Genomic DNA, 17,369 nt, shown 5'->3' with positions numbered 1-17,369 from the left:
GGTCTCGGCCGCCGTCGCCGCCGCGGTCGCGCAGGCGGCCGAGAAGGAAGGCCTGGCCCAGGCCGACCTCTCCGACTTGGTCCAGCAGATTCATTCGGCGATGTGGAGGCCGGCCTACCCCGCGATCGTCGCGATCTGAGGCAGGTTCGCGGGGCGCCCTACTGCCCCGATAGTGCAGTTGGACACCGGTCTCGGGCTCGAAACCCGTGTTCAACTGCACTATCGGGGGAGTGGGGGCCCGTTGCTCAGCCGGTTTCGGCTGCGGGCGCCGCGAACTGGGCCTCATACAAGCGGGCGTAGGCGCCGGCTGAGGCGATGAGGGAGGCGTGGGTGCCGGTCTCGACGATCTGGCCGTCTTCCATGACGAGGATGACGTCGGCGTCGCGGATCGTGCTCAGGCGGTGGGCGATCACGAAGCAGGTCCGGCCTTGGGAGAGGGTCGAGGTGCCGCGCTGGATCAGAAGTTCGGTTCGGGTGTCGACGAAGCTGGTGGCCTCGTCGAGCACGAGGATCGGGGGGTTGGCGAGGAACGCGCGGGCGATCGTGACCAGCTGGCGTTCGCCCGCTGAGAGGTCGGCGCCGTCGGCGTCGAGCACGGTGTCGTAGCCGTCGGGCAAGGTGCGGACCAGGTGGTCGACGTGGGTCGCCTTCGCGGCCTCGACCACCTCGTCCCGGCCGACCCCGTCGCGGCCATAGGCGATGTTGTCGGCGACCGTGCCGCCGAAGAGCCAGGTGTCCTGCAGGACCATGCCGATGTCGGAGCGGACCTGGGGGCGGGGCAGGGTCGCGATGTCGACGCCGTCGATCGTGATCCGGCCGGCGTCCAGGTCGTAGAACCGCAGCAGCAGGTTGACCAGCGTGGTCTTGCCCGCGCCGGTCGGGCCGACGATCGCGACGGTCGCGCCGGGGGGGACCGACAGCGAGAGGTTCTCGATCAGGGGCCGGTCCTCGATATAGCGGAAGTGCACGTTCTCGAACTCGACGGCGCCGCGGGTGCGCTCCGTGCGCGGCACCGGCGCGGGCTCGGCGCTCTGCTCCTCGGCGTCGAGCAGGTCGAAGACGCGTTCGGCGGACGCGATCCCGGACTGCAGCAGGTTCGCCATCGACGCCGCCTGCGTGACCGGCATGGAGAACTGGCGGGTGTACTGGATGAAGGCCTGCACGTCGCCGAGGGAGAGCGAGCCGCTGGCCACCCGCAGACCGCCGACCACCGCGACGACGACGTAGGTGAGGTTGCCGATCAGTTGCATCGTCGGGCCGATCACCCCGGAGATGAACTGGGCCTTGAACGAGGAGCGGCAGAGCTCATCGTTGTGCTCGGCGAAGATCTGTGCCGACTGCGGGCTGCGGCCGAAGGCGCGGACCAGCGCGTGGCCGGTGTACATCTCCTCGACATGGGCGTTGAGGCGCCCGGTGGTCGACCACTGCTTGATGAACTCCGGTTGCGAGCGCTTGCCGATCGCCTTGGTGACCCGGATCGAGAGCGGGACGCTGATCAGCACGACCAGCGCCAGCAGCGGGGAGATCCAGAACATCATCGACAGCACGCCGATGATGGTGAGCAGCGAGGTGAGCAGTTGGCTCATGGACTGCTGCAGGGTCTGAGCGACGTTGTCGATGTCGTTGGTGGCGCGGGAGAGGATCTCACCGCGCGGGTGGGTATCGAAGTAGCGCAGCGGCAGTCGCTCCAGTTTGCTCTGGGTCTGCGCCCGCAGCCGGAACACCAGCCGCTGCACGATGTTGGCCACCAGCCGGCCCTGCAGGAGCGAGAACAGTGCGCCGAGCGCGTACACGCTGAGGGCGATCAGCAGGAGGTGGCCGAGCTTGGTGAAGTCCACGCCCTGCCCGGGCGTCGCGTCGACGTGCCGGACCAGATCGGCCAGCTCGCCGCGCCCGGACTGCTCCAGCTGCGCGATCACCTGATCATCCGTCAGATTCGCGGGCAGGTCCTTGGTGATCACGCCGCCCACGACCACGTCGGTGGCCTTGCCGAGCAGGTAGGGCCCGAGGACGCTGAGGCTGACGGAGAGAGTGCCGAGGGCAACGGCGATCGCGACCAGCACCCGCTCCGGGCGCATCATCCTGAGCAGTCGCTTGCTGGACGCCGTGAAGTTCAGCGACTTCTCGACCGGCATCGCGAGCAGGGCGGCAGCCTGGGTGGGACCGGGTTGGCGGCCCTCGGGCGGCGCCGGTCCGCGCGCAGGGGCGGTCATCTGGCCGCCTCCTCGGCGCTGAGCTGCGAGAGCACGATCTCGGTGTAGCAGCCGCAGCCGGCCACCAGTTCTTCGTGGGTTCCGGTGCCGACCACCGCGCCGCCGTCGAGGACGACGATCCGGTCTGCGTTCCGGATCGTGCCGACCCGCTGCGCGACGATCAGCACGGTCGCGCCCGCGGTCCACGGCACGAGCGCGGCGCGCAGCGCGGCGTCGGTGGCGTTGTCCAGCGCCGAGAACGCGTCGTCGAAGACGTAGAGGTCGGGGCGCGCGATCAGCGCTCGGGCGATGGCCAGGCGCTGGCGCTGACCGCCGGAGACGTTGGACCCGCCCTGGGCGATCGGGGACTGCAGCCCCGTCGGCATCGCCCGGACGAAGTCCGCGGCCTGCGCGGTCGTCAGGGCCGCCCACATCTCGTCCTCGGTCGCGTCCGGCCGTCCGAAGGCAAGGTTGGTCGCCACCGTCCCGGAGAACAGGAACGGCCGCTGGGGGACGTAGCCGACGGCACGGGCCAACGCGGCCGGGTCGAGTTCGCGGGCGTTCACCCCGCCGACGAGCACCGCCCCGGCGCTCGGGTCGACCAGCCGGGGGATCAGCGTGCAAAGCGTCGACTTGCCCGACCCGGTGCCGCCGACGATTGCCGTGACCCCGCCGCGGACCGCGGTCAGGTCGACGCCGTGCAGCACCGCCTGCTCGGCCCCGGGGAAGCGGAAGTCGACCCCGCGCAGCTCGAGGCCCCCCGGTGTCGGCATCGACGTGACGCCGTCGGTCGGCACCACCACCGTCGCCTCGGTGGCCAGCACCTCGGTGATCCGCTCCGCGCAGACCTCCGCCCGCGGCATCTGGGAGAGGGTGAAGGTCGCCATCATCACCGCGAACAGGATCTGCATCAGGTAGGACAGGAACGCGGTCAGGGCGCCGAGTTGCATCCCGCCGTCGTCGATCCGGTGCCCGCCGAACCACAGCACGGACACGCTCGCGGCGTTCACCACCAACAGCACGATCGGGAACATCATCGCCAGCAGGCGGCCGGTGCCCAGGGACACCTCGCGCAGGTCGGCGTTCGCCCGGCTGAACCGGTCGCTCTCGTGTTCGTCGCGGACGAACGCGCGGATCACCCGCACGCCGGTGATCTGCTCGCGCAGGATCCGGTTCACCGAGTCGATGCCGACCTGCATCTGCCGGAACAGTGGGCGCATCGCCCGGATGATCACCGCGACGCTGAGCACCAGCAGCGGCAGCACGACCAGCAACACCGAGGAAAGCGGGACGTCCTGGTGCAGCGCGAGCGCGATGCCGCCGATCGCCGAGACCGGCGCCGGAACCGCCATCGTGAACGCCAACAGCAGGAACGCCTGCACCTGCCCGGCGTCGTTCGTCGTGCGGGTGATCAGCGACGGGGCGCCGAAGCGCGCGATCTCCTCACCGGAGAAGGTCTGCACCCGGCCGAACACCCCGGCCCGCAGGTCCCGGCCGACCGACATCGCGATCCTGGCCCCGACGTACACCGCCGCGATCGCTGCGAGCATCTGAATCGCGGTGACGCCGAGCATCACCGCGCCGACCCGCATGATGTGCCCGGTGTCGCCCGCGACGATGCCTTTGTCGATCAGGTCGGCGTTGAGCGTCGGCAGGTAGAGCGCGGCCAGCGTCGACCCGAACTGCAGGGCGACGACCGCGATCAGGAGCCGCCGGTAGGGCCGCAGGTGTTCGCGGAGCAGGGGGATCAGCAAGCCCGCCCCCCGCGAATCGTCCTCGGCACCCGGGAAGTCTGCCTGGCAACCCTGACGACTGCCCACCGGGTTTGTGCCTGGCAGCACCTCGGCCCACCTCAGGCGGCGTGCAGCCGGTTCCGGCCCGACTCCGAGCGGAGCCGCATCAACGCGGTCGCCGCGACCTGTCCGGTCCGCACCCGGGCCAGCCCGCTGCTGGCCGACCTGCTTGCCGCCACGCTTAACGTCGCCTGTCCATGAAAATCTAACAGTTGATGTTCGATTTTCATGGTATGCTGCGACTGTGATCCCTCGACCTCACGAGATCGCTGCCTTGCGGGCAGCGCTTCAACGATCCCCGGTGGTGCTGCTGACCGGGCCCCGCCAAGCCGGGAAATCGACTCTCGCGCGCGCGGTCGCGGACGTTCCGCCCTCGAACGTGTTCGACCTGGAGGACCCGCGGGATCTGGCCCGGCTGGGGGAACCGACGCTGAGCCTTCCCGGGCTGGCCGGCACGGTGATCATCGACGAAGCGCAGCGGCGACAGGATCTGTTCCCGATCCTGCGGGTTCTCGCCGATGCCGACGACCGGCCCGGCCGATTCCTGGTGCTCGGCAGCGCCTCGCCCGACCTGGTCGGCCTGGCGTCGGAGTCCCTGGCGGGCCGGGTGGCGCTGGTCGAGATCGCAGGGTTCCGCGTCTCCGACGTCGGGACGGCCCGGACGGACGACCTGTGGATGCGAGGAGGACTCCCGAGGTCCTATCTGGCCGACGGGGAAGAGAACTCGGCCGCTTGGCGCGACGACTACATCAGCACGTTCCTCGAGCGCGACCTCGGCAATCTCGGCGTACGGATTCCGGCCACGACGATGCGCAGGTTCTGGACCATGCTCGCCCACTTTCACGCACAGACCTGGAACGGCGCGGAGTTGGCCCGGGCAATCGGGGTGTCTGAGCCCACCGTGCGCCGATACCTGGACGCCCTTACGGACGCTCTGGTCGTCCGCCAATTGCAGCCGTGGTTCGCGAACATCTCCAAGCGCCAGGTCAGGTCACCCAAGGTCTATGTCCGGGACAGCGGGCTGCTGCACCGTCTACTCGGTATCGCAGACGCGGGCGCCCTGTGGGGGCATCCCAAAGTGGGGGCAAGCTGGGAGGGTTTCGTTCTGGAACAACTGCTGGCCATGGAGGTGCGAGATCCCTGGTTCTGGTCAACACACGGCGGAGCGGAGCTCGACCTGCTGGTCGAGGTCGGTGGCGCCCGGGTCGGGGTTGAGATCAAGCGGACCGATCAACCGCGGTTGACGCCGTCCATCCGCCATGCTCGGGTGGATCTGAACCTGGACCGGTTGGTGGTCGTGCACGCTGGTGAGAGCCGATTCGTTCTCGGTGACGGCGTCGAGGCCATCGGAGCGCGGCTGTTGTTCGAACTGGGCCCCGCGGTGCTGGCCGGCTCTGCCTGACGCCCGGTCAGGTGGGGGATCAGGCGATCGACGGCGGCTCGGCTGCCGCCGCCAGCAACGGCTCCCCGTCGAACTCCATCACCGTGTAGGGCAGGTTCTGCTCGGGGTAGATCGCGTCTGCCGTGATCAGCGCGAGCGCGGCGACGTGGCCGGCGCCCGGGGCGAGGTCGGCGAGCTGGACGTGCTTGATCTCCGGCCCGCCGGCCCAGGCCACCAGGGCGGGATCGGCGTCGGACGCACTCACCACCAGATCGGCCAGCGGGACCGACAGCCCGTCGCCGGTGGCCTTGAGCAGGGCCTCCTTGCGCGCCCAGGTCAGGGTGACTGCGTGCGGCCACTCGGGCGAAGGGCGCTCGGAGAGCGCCGCCGACTCGGCCGGGGCCAGCGCCGCGACCCGGGTGGCCTCGTCGGCATCGCTCATCATCACCACGTCCAGCCCGACCGGAACCCGGGCCACCGCGACGCCCACCCGGGCGCCGGCGTAGGCGTAGGAGAAGGTGAACGGCGGATCGGTGTCCCACAGGGCCGGCTTGCCGTGGCCGTCGGCGCCGCAGAGCTTGCAGGTCGCCCGGATCGCCACGTCGTCGACGTAGCTGGGCGCGTAGGCGGCCAGCACGACCCGGGCCAGCACGTGCGCGGAGGCGAAGCGGTCCCGGTCGGCGGCCCGGCGCAGCGCGGAGTGCCGGGTGGACTCGATCGGGTCGAGGAAGTCGAGGAGTTCCGCCGCGCGGGGCCGCGCGTGCGCCCACCAGACGTGGACCTCGTCGGTAGGCAACCGCAGCGGCTCGGGGAAGGTCACGGGTCGAGCTTAAGGCTTCCCGATCTGATGGGTCGTCAGGCTCCATCGAGGTCGAACATCTCGCTGACCGTCACGAATTCGTAGCCGAGCTTGTGGGCCCCGGCCAGGATCCCTGGGATCGCGGCCATGCCAACCTTGCGTTTGGTCAGCCCGGCGTCGTGGGCGAGCACCACGGTGCCGGGGCGCAGGTGGTCGAGCACGTAGGCCGCGTTGCCGGCGGCGTCGAACTGGTCCTCGAGCAGGCGCATGTCCCAGAGCACGACCTTCTGCCCGGTCTGCGCGGCGTACTGCAGCAGCTGGCCGTTGACCCGCCCGAACGGGGGCCGGATCACGGCGGTCGGGGACCCGGTCAGGTCGGCGACCAGCTCGTCGGTCCGGGAGAGCTCGCGCTTGCACCGGTCGTACTCGTGCAGGCTCAGGTCGGTGTGGTTCCAGGTGTGGTTGGCCACCTCGTGGCCGTCGTTGTGCTGGCGGCGCACCAGGTCCCGGAACTGCGCGGCGTTGCGGCCGACCACGGCGAAGGTGGCCCGGGCCTTGGCCTCGCGAAGCTCATCGAGCAGGCGCTCGGTGTGCTCCGCGCTGGGGCCGTCGTCGAAGGTCAGCGCGATCACCTTGCGGTCGGTCCTGGCCCGCCAGAGCACGTTGATGCTGGTCGCGCTGGACAACGTGGCGACCGTCGCACCGTCACCGCGGCGGCGGGCGCTCGCGGTGTCGCTGTAGTGCTCCACCCCGACCGCGGTACCGGCGATCGCGCCCGCGCCGAGGGTGCCGGCGACGCCGGCGCCGGCCATGCGCAGGAACGAGCGGCGCGAGGCGGCGCCGGCCTCTTCGTGTGCGCCGAGATCCTGGGACTCCTCGGCAGGGGTGTCCATGATCGACATGGTGAGGCAGCACGCCGTTGCCTGGAACGGGATTGCGCCAATTGCTCGGTCCGTTACGTGCGGCCAGACCGACGCAGCGTCAGAAAGTCCGCGACAGACCGGGCAATTGCCTCATCCGCGACGTCCCCGCCCGCGAACAGGTGGCGGTACAGCAGCGGTCCGGCGAGGGCACCGATCGCCTCGTCGAGGTCGAGGTCGGTCACCAGCTCGCCGCGCGCGACGGCGTCGGTGAGGATCTGGCGCACGGTCGCGGTGCCGTGCTTGACGGCCGCTTGCTTCACCGGGACGAGCTCGGGCTCCCAGAAGCACCGGTCGGTCAGCGCCACCACGACCTTGTCGAAGCCGTTCTCCGTGAACTCCCGCCGCAAGGTCTCCAGCTCGGTGCAGAGGTCGCGGCGCAGATCACCGGTCGGGACGGTGTGGACCCGGGTGGCCTCGGCGGTGCAGATGTCCTGCAGCAGGGCGATCCGGTCCGGCCAGTGCCGGTAGACGGTGGCCCGGCCGATCCCCGCGACCTCGGCGACGCGGGCCTGGCTCAGGGCATCCCAACCCTCGTTCAGCAGGATTTCCCGACCGGCCCACAGGGCGCGCTGTCGGGTCCGTTCGACCCGGGGAGACACGTATCCCGCAGGCGGGCTCGATCTGGTGATCGACCTCACGTGACAGGCAGCCCCTCGGATTGAGATACTGCGTCTCATTGTACAACGAGACGTAGCGTCTCATTGAGGGGCGGCCAGGTGAAGGTGCCGAGCCCACCACGGCACGCCCGCCCGCGCGAGCCGAGCCTTCCGCCGGCCGGTGTGGATTCGACGATCTCGGCGACAGGCAAGGCGCCGCGCAACTCCACGGTCAGTCTCACCGTGATCCACGGCTTCGTCGGCCTGGCCGGTGTGATCCCCGCGGGGCGCAAGGCGATCCAGGAGGTCGCCGCCTCGCTCCGGTCCGCCTTCGAGGCAGCCACCGGAGCGCCTGCTTGACCTCCGGCTCGCCGGGCTCGCGCCGGCCTGAGGCCCCGTGATTGACACCGGCCGCCCGCGCCGCGAATATTGAGATTCGCTGTATCTTTATCAAGGGAGCAGGCGTGGCCAAGTCCTGGCGGTTCACCTCCGAGCAGGAGGACTTCGCCGAGGCCGTGCGGGCGTTCTGCCGGCGCGAGGTCGGCACCAAGGAACAGCGCGACTCCTACACCCAGAACGGGCTGGAGTCGCACAGCCCGGAGCTGTACCGCAAGCTCGCGGCCACCGGCTACATCGGCGTCTCACTGCCCGAGGAACACGGCGGCAGCGGCGGCGGCCTGATCGAGCAGTTCCTGTTCTTCGAGGAGCTCTGGTACGGCATGGCGCCGGTGCACGGCGCCGGCACCTCACACACCTGCGCGGGCATCTACAAGCGTTTCGGCTCCGAGGCGCAGAAGAAGCGCGTGCTCGGCGGGATCACCGAGGGGACGCTGTTCTCGATCAGCATCTCCGAGCCCGGCGCCGGCTCCGACCTGTCCGGCATCTCCTGCAAGGCCGAGAAGGTCGACGGCGGCTGGCGCATCAACGGGCAGAAGACCTGGTGCTCGGACGCGCACTTCGCCGACGCGATCCTGGTGACCGTCCGCACCGACCGCGAGGACAACCCGCGCAAGGGCCTGTCCATGCTGGAGGTGCCGGCGGGCGCCCCCGGCGTCGACGTCCGCCCGATCTCGACGATGGGCGGCAAGGAGGTCAACGACATCTTCTTCACCGACGTCTTCATCGGCGAGGACGCGCTGGTCGGCGACCGCGGCGGCGCGTGGAACCAGCTGATGTCCGGGCTCAACGGCGAACGCCTGGTGTGTGCCGCGCAAGGCATCGGGATGGCGCAGCGGACCTTCGACGACCTGCTGGCCTACGTGAGCGTGCGCTCGCAGTTCGGCCAGACCATCGGCACCTTCCAGGCGGTGCGGCACCGGATCGCCACGCTGGCTCTGGAGTTGGAGGCGGCCCGCAGCCTGGCCTACGACACCGTGTATCAGGCCCACCACGGCCTCGGGGACCCGCAGGACCTGGTGCGCCTGACCTCCATGGCCAAGGTCAAGGTGACCGAGACCGCCAAGACGATCGCGCTCGAGGGCGTGCAGTTGATGGGTGGCTACGGCTACGCCACCGAGTACGAGATGGAGCGCCACCTGCGCGATGCCATCTCCCCGACCATCTACGCCGGCACGAACGAGATCCAGCGCGAGATCATCTCCTCCACCTACGGCCTGCGCTGACGAGTGGGACGAACGCCGGGCACCACGGGGGTGCCCGGCGTTCGCTTCTTCCCACCTGACGCGGTCAGCTGAAGGCGCCGACGAACTGGGGTGTGATGCCGGGGAAGACGGTCGCCAACTGACTGGTCGTCAGACCGGCCCGTTTGACCAGGTACTCGCCGAGCACGTTGCGGAAGTCGGTGGTGCCGGCCAGATCGCCCTGGTCGAGCTCGGCGTCGGCCAGGGTCGGCCACGTGCCGTGGACGGTGCTTCCGACCAGGCCGCCACCGGCCAGCAACACGGCGTTGCCGAAGCCGTGATCGACGCCGCCGCTACCGTTCTCCTCCACGCGCCGCCCGAACTCGCTCAACGTCACGACCGTGATCCGGTTGAAGGCGGTGCCGAGGTCGGTGGCGAACGCGGCAATGGCCGCGGCCACCTCGCCGGCCTTGGCGGCGAACTCGCCCTCGCCGGCGTTGCCCAGCCCGCTGTGCATGTCCCAGTCGCCGACGTCGACGGCGAGCGCCTGCAGGCCGACGTCCGCACGGATGAGCGCGGCGGCGTCGGCCAGGGCCCCGCCGAGGTGGCTGTTCTCCGGGTAGACCGCGCTGTTGCGCGGGCCGCCGTGGTTGGTGAGCACCGCGGCTGCGGTGTCGAGGGCATCCAGGGTCGTGGTGGCGGCGGCCGCGTACGGCAGGTCCGCGTTGCTGTACAGGGTGCGCAGCACCGTGGTGAGCCGCGGGCCGACCCAGTCGAGGGACTGGAGCTCGAAGGCCTCGAGCGAGTCCACGGCGAGGGCGTTGGACGGTCCGGAGAGCAGGCGCGGTGCGCCGCCGGAGCCGAGCGCGACGGCCTCGAAGGTGCTGCCTGTTCCGGCCACGCCGAGAACACGGTCCAGCCAGCCGGTGCGGATACTGGTGCCCGGCGCCGCCCGTTCGAGTTCGTCGGTGGCGGAGAAGTGACTGCGCGTCGAATCCGGAGAGCCGACCGCGTGGACGAAGGCGAGCTTTCCGCCGGCCCACAACGGCTGCAGCGGCGCGAGGGCGGGGTGCATCCCGAAGGTCCGGTTGCCGGTCGGGATGGCCGTGGCGGCCGGCACCGCGATGTTGGGCCGCTTGCGGGCGTAGTCGGCGTCGCCGATCGGCGGCACCAGGCTCAGCCCGTCCATCCCGCCGCGTAGGGAGATCACCAGCAGGATCGGTCCGGTATAGGGGTCGGCGGCGAAGGCGGCGCGGGCCGACAGCATCGGCGAGGCGGCGACGGCCGCACCGGTGACCCCGATCGCCTGCAGAACCGGCGCCGGGTCAACGACCCCGACTCGTGGCACTCTCGGCAGCTGCTCATCGGACACTCCAGTAGGGGCTGTCGAGGACGACGGCGACGAGCACGGGGAACAGCCAGGTCGTGTCGCCGTCCCGGATCCGGCCGTCCGCGCCGAGGAAGGCGACCATCGCGTTGCGGTGCGCGGTCGCGACCTGCTGACCGGGCAGCAGCGTCGCGATGAGCTTGTCGATGAGGGCGCCACGGCTCGCCGGGGTCGCGCCGTCGAGCAGGTGGTCGGCCAGGTCGGGCCAGATGACCCCTTCGTCCCACCACTGCCCCGTGGTCGCGATGTGCGCGTTCCAGCGGTACAACGTGCGTCCCGCGCCGCCCCAGGCGGACGCGACGTCGGGGTAGCCGTTCGGTGGCGCCCAGCCGAGGGGGGCGTTGCCGAGTTCATAGAGCATCCAGCGCAGACCGGCCACAGCACCGTCCGGATCCGCGGAGGCCGGGTTGGGTTCGACGCCGACCGCCCGCCAGGCCGCGACCAGGTCCTCGCCGGGCCGGCGGGTCTTCTGACCGGTGGAGGCGGCGAACTCCTCGGAGGCGAACAGCGCGCGCAGCACCGGGATGGTCGCGGTGTCGTTGTCGAGATAGACCTGGGCCAACCGGTCGACCAGCCCCTGCGGCGGGCTGTCGGAGACGAAGCGGACCGCGAGCTTGCGGGCGATCTGATGGGCCGTCGAGGCGTGCTTGGCCAGATAGGTGATCAGCGAGCGGGCGACGGTGAGGCCACCGGCCTTGGTGGTGTTGGGGTGGGACCAGCCCAGCGCCGAGACCGCGCCGACGTAGTGCCAGTTGGCGTTGAACCGGAACGTCCCGTAGTTCGCGACGGTGCCGCCGTTCCACGGGTCCCAGAGGGTCAGCCCGCTCAACGCCCGGGCGACGTCGACGATCTCGTCGTGGTCGTAGCCGGCGTTGACCCCGACGGTGTGCAGCTCCAGCAGCTCGCGGGCGTAGTTCTCGTTCGGGTCCGAACCGCGCGACTGGGCGTTGTTCAGATACATCAGCATCGCCGGGGAACTGACCGAGGCCTGCAGCATGTCCTCGAAGCGGCCGAGCGCGTTCGCGCGGATGACGTTCTTGTCGTCCCAGGACTTTCCCGACCAGACCTCGCTGCTCGGGCAGGTGATGTTGAGGTGGTTCGACCAGAACTCGACCATCACCTCGAACAGCTGCCGCTTCGACCACAGCTGGCGGGCCAGCGTGGCGCGGACGAGGTCCTCCATCGCCTCCCAGTGCCCGAAGTCCCCGGCGGCGACGACAGCCGGCGGGTCCGCGTCGGCCAGCGGCCAGCGCGCTAGCACTGGGGTCAACGCGAGGTCCGCGATGGCGATGGGATTGAGCTGCTGGTCCAGCCAGGCCTGCGCACCGCCGTCGTTGCTCACGTCGGCGAGCAGGCCGGGCGTGATGCCGAAGGTGGTGCGGCGCAGCAGGTGGACCGTGAAGGCGTCCGTGGCCGGTAGCGGCGTCGGAGTGGGCGTCGGAGTCGGCGTGGGAGTGGGCGTGGGGCTCGGCGTGGGGCTCGGCGTCGGCGTGGGAGTCGGTGCGGGCGTGGGGGTCGGGCTCGGTGTGGGCGTCGGCTTCTTCGCCTCCTCCGCGGCCTTCCTCCTGGCGATCCGGCGCCTGCGTGCGCGCCGCTGCTTGGGGGTCAGCTTCTTCGGCTTGAGCGTCACCGGGGTGGCGGCCTGCGCGGCCTCGGCATCGGTGCTGCCGGCGACGGTGGCGGCGCCCACCAACGCGGCCAGGGTGAGGACATTCCGCCGGTCCAGCATCGAGGTCATGCACTGGCTTCGGAGGACCAAAGTCCCTACTTGACGGTGGGCCGTCGCTTCGCCCGGTAGTCGCCGACTGTTCGTGTCGCGTCCGTAGGGTGGCGTTTCGTGCCCCGGTCGGGTGTCGCCGACGAACGGGCCCGAGCGGAGGAGATTCTCATGCGTGTACGTGCAGTGCTGATGGTGGGATGCCTCTCCACCCTGTCTGCTGGCCGCATCGGTCCCAGCTGAGGCCGCGGGTGGTGACGCCGCCCAGCTCTCGATCAGTAAGGCGGCAGCGAAAAGGCTCGGAAAGGCGGCCATTCTGACGCAGAGTGATCTGCCGAGCTTCGTGATGGAGATGGCCACCCGCGACGCGTCCGACGACGAGTTCGACGCGGCTCTGTACGAGTGCCTGGGAGTCAAGGCGCCCAAGTACGCCGCACGCAATCCGGGCAAGTCCTACAGCCCACCGGCGACCACGGTGTGCAGTTCTCGTTCGGAGGCGGTGAAGTCCGGGTCCGGACCCGGCGTCTCATGGCGGACGAAGTCCGCGTCGGCCGCACCGAGCGCCACCGAGGCACCGGACCACGCGGCGAGCTCGGCGGTCGCGCCCGCGTGGTCGTCGTGAAAGTGCGTCAGCACGATGCGGCGGAGTTCCTCGCGAGGCAGGCCGAGCTCGGACATCGCCGCCTGGATCGCGGGCGCACTGCCGGGCGGGCCGGAGTCGATCAGGATCGTCCCGGCCGCGTCGTGCCAGAGGTAGGCGTTGCTGATCCCCAAGGGCACCAGGTGCAGGGCGGGAACGACCTCGATCAGGTCCATGTGCCGAAAGCTAGCCGCGCGGCCAGGCCCCGGACCAGCGGGTTCGCTGCCGGCGTAGGTCCTCGAAGGCTGGAACGGCGAACGCCGGGTGCCCCGTGGACACCCGGCGTTCGACAGCTCTGGCGGAGAATCGGGGATTTGAACCCCGGAGGGGTTTCCCCCAACACGCTTTCCAAGTCTGGCCGGCGTTGTTCAGGACCATCCGCGAGCGTGTTCCAAGCGTGGGAGAACGCGATCCGGCCAACTGCGGACGGGCCCGGACGCAGGCGAATGAGACGGAAACTGAGACGGGATGGGTTGGGGTCCAACGCCACCGACGTTGCGCTTGGGTGCCCGTGCCCGCAACGGCGACCGGGCGCCGCCCCCCTTCCCCGACCGGGTGTGGTGACCTCGCGGCTGTCAGCCGGCGGACACCGAGGAGCCGGAGCCGGGCGGCCTGCGGTGTTTGTGCAGGTCAGTGGGGTCATCCGGCAGGAATGTGTGTCTGTTGTGGCGGGGTATGCACTGCGTTCATTGACAGATCCATTGACAGAGCCGGCCGCGCGCGAGCCTCAACCCGTATCGGTCGCCGCACCAAATTTCCGGTCTCAGCGCTCGATCGCAAGTTTCGTGTCTAGGGTCCGCGCCCGGCCACCCCAGTTCGCCACATTGCTCTGAGCTGGAGCGATATGTCCGCCACGATCCCTCGCGCTCCGCAACGATCCTTACGGTCCGGACGGGCGATGTGACATCGCCGTGACACCGAGCGTCGACCAGCCCAATCCGAGTCTGGCTGACAACCCACATGATCCGTAGTCTCGCGGAGGGGTCCCCCGGGGTCCGGAGATATTCATATGCCCAGGTCACAGCCTGGGCGGATACTGGCGGACCCGGTGGATACGTCCGCGTTGCTACACGCGTTGCTACACGCGCCCATGCGACGGCTCGACGTCAGGCGAGCGGTTGGCCGGTGAACGCGGACAGGTTCGACACCTCGCGCCTTCTAATCGCCGCGGACTTGAGCGAGCTGGACGTGGTGGCACTGATGATCGATGGGGTGCACTTCGCCGAGCACTGTTGCGTGGTGGCCCTGGGGATCGGTATCGATGGGACCAAGCACCCCCTCGCGCTGGTCGAGGGATCGACTGAGAACACCACCCTGGTCAGGGATCTGCTGGTCGGGCTGCGCGAGCGCTGTCTGGATGTCACCCGCCCGATCCTGGACGGCTGCACGGCGCTGCGCGCCGCCGTGGTCGAGGTGTTCGACCACCCCGTCATCCAGCGCTGCCAGGAGCACAAGATCCGCAACGTGCGCGACAAGCTCCCCGAGCGGCTGCGCAGCGTGGTGCAGAAGCGGATGCGGCGGGCCTACCATGCCGAGTCCGCCCTGACAGCCGAGGCCGCGCTGACCGCGTTGGCCGCCGAGCTGGACAAGACCCATCCCGGCGCGGCCGCGTCCCTGCGCGAGGGGATGGCCGAAACGCTGACGGTGCTGCGTTTGGACCTGCCGCCCACCTTGGCCCGCACGATGCGCTCGACCAACGCGATCGAGTCGATGATCTCCATCTGCCGGGACAAGTCGACCAACGCAAGTGGCTGTGCCAAGGCTCGAAGTGGCCCCACCCTGTCAGGGCCAGTCAAGAACTGGCGAGACGAACAGATGGCCCTGCGCTGGTGCGCCGCAGGCATGGTCGAGGCCGGCAAGCAGTTCCGCCGCATCAACGGACACCTGCACCTGCGCGACCTACGCGACACGCTCGACAGAGCACCGCAACTGTCGGTGCCAACCGTCATGATGAGACCGTCAACGTAGCCTGACGATCATCCGGGCCGCCGCCGAAGTTCCACGGAACTCGGGACAACCTCCGATCTGAGAACGGATGCGGGATCCTCTCGTGCTGCGAGGTCGGGACGGATGATGGCGGTGACGCTGTTGCTCGGCGGTGCGCTCGTGGCACCGCACGGAGCTGGGCGCTGGTCGGCGTCGCCGCCGCCATCGGCCCACCCCAACTGCCGGCCCGGCGTGCGTGCAGTTGAAGGAGGACCACGTCAGCGCGTTGCGCCCGGACGGTGGGACTGCGTCGGAGCCGACGATGCGGTAACGGCGAGCGTGCGACTGAATGAAACCCCAGCGAGCACTCCGTCGGCGGCCGGTGCTCGCGTGGTGATTCCCGTCGCTGAAGGAGGGGAGATCCGCACATAGTGGCTCGTCAAAGTTGAGCGGACAATGCTCTTGATGCCGCTGTTGCTGCCCGGTGTTTCCGGGTCGCGTGCAACCGTATCCGCCGGTGGCTGTTCTCCACGTTGCGGAACCCGCAAGCAGAGCGTTTCACCTGCTTGATCAGCGAGGTTGATGCCCTCGGTGCGGGCGTTGGTGATGCCGGTGTCGATGAACGCGGCGATCGCCGGCCACCAGGTCTCGACCGTGCTGGCCAGCGTGGTCAGCTCCTCGATCTCGGCGCGCGCGCACCAGCGGTAGAACGTGTAGAGCTTGGCGTGGATCTGGGACCGGTCAGCGCCGGTGCGGGCCAGGGCCAGCTCCCAGAAAGCCCAAATTTCGCCGCGAATACGCGGCGGACGGTCCGCCGCGTGTCGCACCACCCCGACCGACAAAGATCAGCCCCTTACCCATCGATGCAGGTCAGGTGTCTGACGACCCAGCTGGTGGCAGATCCAGGATTCGAACCGGGGAAGTTTTCGCGACGGATTTAACCTGACCAGTTTACATACAGACCTTCTCTATTATCGTCTCGAAGTACGCTGCTGATTTCTCGGGTGTAAGCGTAAGCACGGGGGGAAGAATAGCTATGGAGTCGGCAAAACGCCATGCCGGTTCGATTTTCGCCCGCACTTCCTCGGGCGTTCCGGTCAGCACGAAAGTGCTGGCCATCTCGTCTGAGACTAACGATGCAACTCCCTGATAATCTTGACGCTTGACCCCTTCTTGCATTGCTTTCGCCTCGGCGCCGTATCCGTGCGCTACGTAATACTTCTCATATTGCTCGACGCCAGCGTAGAAGGCGGTGCAACCGCGAGCGTCTTCAATAGATTGCTTACGGTCGTAGTTCGGTGTGGCATAAAACGCCAAACATACATGCAGATCAGACCGCTTTCGCCCCGCTCTTGTCAGCCCTCTCGCCACATGGCCCGGTACAGTCTCGGTAGCCCACGGGACTGACCAGACCGGATGGCCGATGAGTCCATCGCCAATCTCTGCCGCCATCTCGATCATCGGACCACCCACAGCTGGCAAATAGATCGGTATGTCGACCCGTAATGGCGGGGCCGAACCTTGGAATTCGCTCCAGTCGAAAGAGTAATACTTGCCCTTGAAAGTCTTCAGTTCACCGGTATGTGCTTTCTGAGTTACCAAACGGATCACATCAATTGTTTCTCTAAGGTGCTCCAGTGGCTTACCGTAACCCGGGCATCCGAATATGCCCTCGCTGAAAGAGCGAACCGTTGGGCCAAGGCCAAGCACGAATCGACCATCGCTAATTCGGTCGACATCTATCGCAGCCATGGCGGTCTCAAACGGACTTCGTGTAAAAGCAAGCGCTACCCAAGACATCAGTTGGAGCTTGCTTGTAGAAGTCGCGGCAGCAGTGAGCGAAATCCACGGAGGCCCGTATACCTGAAGTGCGAGAGTTCCGTAGAGGCCAGCGATCTCCTGTTGCCGGGCTTGTTCGGCGATGGTCGCTGCCGGCGCGACAGGAGCAACGGCGCCCCAGTACTTTCGCGGCTCGTTAGAGGGCACTCCATCTCCTTTGAACTTTCAATCGGAGGTGCGATGGCTCAAGACATTGAACGGGCGGTAGGAAGGCCTTGCCGGTGGGGACTCCAAGAGCTTCATTGGCCTGCTCCGCTGCGCGCACGTCAGCCGTGCGGTGCTACGCCCATCGTTCGCGGGTGAGACCGGCGTTACAATGGAGCTGACCACGAATACGGGCCCATCGATTTGTGGGCGGCTCCAACGGACGACGACCCTAGCCCGGCAGCAGGGCCCGGAGCAGCGGTCCGGGGTCGGCACCACGGTGCAGCAGGGTCGGCACGACGACCGGCTCGAGCCCGTGCCTGCGGACATCGTCCGCCCGGTCGGCGTCAGCCTGGTCCAGGACGAACCGCCGACAAAAGTCGCGGTAGAGGCCGGCCACGGCCGGGGCGTCGGCCGCCAGGCCGCGCGCGGCGAGCAGGGCCGCCCGGCTC

Annotated in this window: 13 protein-coding genes and 2 pseudogenes; 4 read left to right on the top strand and 11 right to left on the bottom strand. The window is 68.9% G+C overall.

The window, feature by feature from the left end:
* Window positions 1-245 precede the first annotated feature (245 nt).
* Entirely contained in the window at window positions 246-2,135 is a 1,890-nt protein-coding gene (locus tag H0X00_RS10650; RefSeq protein ID WP_367186546.1) for an ABC transporter ATP-binding protein, read from the bottom strand.
* Between the two features lie 74 nt (window positions 2,136-2,209).
* The gene (locus tag H0X00_RS10645) at window positions 2,210-3,946 is read right to left on the bottom strand and encodes an ABC transporter ATP-binding protein (protein WP_293769827.1); all 1,737 of its coding nucleotides are present in this window, start codon (window positions 3,944-3,946) and stop codon (window positions 2,210-2,212) included.
* A gap of 340 nt (window positions 3,947-4,286) precedes the next feature.
* On the opposite strand from H0X00_RS10645, the gene H0X00_RS10640 reads away from it, so the two are divergent.
* The gene (locus H0X00_RS10640; RefSeq protein WP_293769825.1) at window positions 4,287-5,387 is read left to right on the top strand and encodes an ATP-binding protein; all 1,101 of its coding nucleotides are present in this window, start codon (window positions 4,287-4,289) and stop codon (window positions 5,385-5,387) included.
* Window positions 5,388-5,406: 19 nt separating this feature from the next.
* Here H0X00_RS10640 and H0X00_RS10635 read toward each other — a convergent pair whose 3' ends face one another.
* The 3 genes from H0X00_RS10635 to H0X00_RS10625 all read right to left on the bottom strand — a co-directional run bounded on the left by H0X00_RS10635 (window position 5,407) and on the right by H0X00_RS10625 (window position 7,687).
* Window positions 5,407-6,186 (bottom strand): 4'-phosphopantetheinyl transferase superfamily protein, encoded by a 780-nt coding sequence (locus H0X00_RS10635; RefSeq protein WP_293769824.1) that lies wholly within the window; start codon window positions 6,184-6,186, stop codon window positions 5,407-5,409.
* Window positions 6,187-6,221: 35 nt separating this feature from the next.
* A complete protein-coding gene (locus H0X00_RS10630) occupies window positions 6,222-7,058 on the bottom strand; it encodes a polysaccharide deacetylase family protein (RefSeq protein WP_293769823.1) in 837 nt (278 codons plus the stop codon).
* A 62-nt stretch (window positions 7,059-7,120) separates the two neighbouring features.
* Window positions 7,121-7,687, bottom strand: coding sequence for a TetR/AcrR family transcriptional regulator (locus tag H0X00_RS10625; RefSeq protein WP_293769822.1), 567 nt, complete (start codon window positions 7,685-7,687; stop codon window positions 7,121-7,123).
* 117 nt (window positions 7,688-7,804) lie between these two features.
* Here H0X00_RS10625 and H0X00_RS10620 point away from each other — a divergent pair, with 117 nt between their 5' ends.
* Entirely contained in the window at window positions 7,805-8,044 is a 240-nt protein-coding gene (locus H0X00_RS10620) for a hypothetical protein (protein WP_293769821.1), read from the top strand.
* Between the two features lie 104 nt (window positions 8,045-8,148).
* Complete coding sequence (locus H0X00_RS10615) at window positions 8,149-9,306, top strand: acyl-CoA dehydrogenase family protein (RefSeq protein ID WP_293769820.1); 1,158 nt, start codon at window positions 8,149-8,151, stop codon at window positions 9,304-9,306.
* A 64-nt stretch (window positions 9,307-9,370) separates the two neighbouring features.
* Here the strand turns inward: H0X00_RS10615 and H0X00_RS10610 are convergent, their stop codons facing one another.
* The 3 genes from H0X00_RS10610 to H0X00_RS10600 form a co-directional block, all read right to left on the bottom strand.
* Complete coding sequence (locus H0X00_RS10610; protein ID WP_293769819.1) at window positions 9,371-10,612, bottom strand: DUF1501 domain-containing protein; 1,242 nt, start codon at window positions 10,610-10,612, stop codon at window positions 9,371-9,373.
* Window positions 10,613-10,625: 13 nt separating this feature from the next.
* Window positions 10,626-12,389, bottom strand: a complete 1,764-nt coding sequence (locus H0X00_RS10605) for a DUF1800 domain-containing protein (protein ID WP_293769818.1) — start codon at window positions 12,387-12,389, stop codon at window positions 10,626-10,628.
* A 432-nt stretch (window positions 12,390-12,821) separates the two neighbouring features.
* On the bottom strand, window positions 12,822-13,184 hold the full coding sequence (locus H0X00_RS10600) for an MBL fold metallo-hydrolase (RefSeq protein ID WP_293769817.1): 363 nt from the start codon (window positions 13,182-13,184) through the stop codon (window positions 12,822-12,824).
* Between the two features lie 973 nt (window positions 13,185-14,157).
* Between H0X00_RS10600 and H0X00_RS10595 the strand changes: the two are divergent.
* Window positions 14,158-14,976, top strand: a pseudogene (locus H0X00_RS10595) (transposase); the annotation flags it as partial.
* A 236-nt stretch (window positions 14,977-15,212) separates the two neighbouring features.
* Here H0X00_RS10595 and H0X00_RS10590 read toward each other — a convergent pair.
* The 3 genes and pseudogenes from H0X00_RS10590 to H0X00_RS10580 all read right to left on the bottom strand — a co-directional run.
* The gene (locus tag H0X00_RS10590) at window positions 15,213-15,776 is read right to left on the bottom strand and encodes a transposase (protein ID WP_293769816.1); all 564 of its coding nucleotides are present in this window, start codon (window positions 15,774-15,776) and stop codon (window positions 15,213-15,215) included.
* A 109-nt stretch (window positions 15,777-15,885) separates the two neighbouring features.
* Window positions 15,886-16,920 carry an LLM class flavin-dependent oxidoreductase gene (locus H0X00_RS10585; RefSeq protein ID WP_293769815.1) on the bottom strand — a complete coding sequence of 345 codons (1,035 nt, stop codon included), beginning with the start codon at window positions 16,918-16,920 and terminating at the stop codon, window positions 15,886-15,888.
* A 229-nt stretch (window positions 16,921-17,149) separates the two neighbouring features.
* Window positions 17,150-17,369: pseudogene (locus H0X00_RS10580) on the bottom strand (2-phospho-L-lactate transferase); the annotation flags it as partial.

It is taken from the genome of Sporichthya sp., from assembly GCF_013815995.1.
Classification (GTDB): Bacteria; Actinomycetota; Actinomycetes; order Sporichthyales; family Sporichthyaceae; genus Sporichthya.
This window is presented reverse-complemented; position numbering and strand designations above follow the sequence as displayed.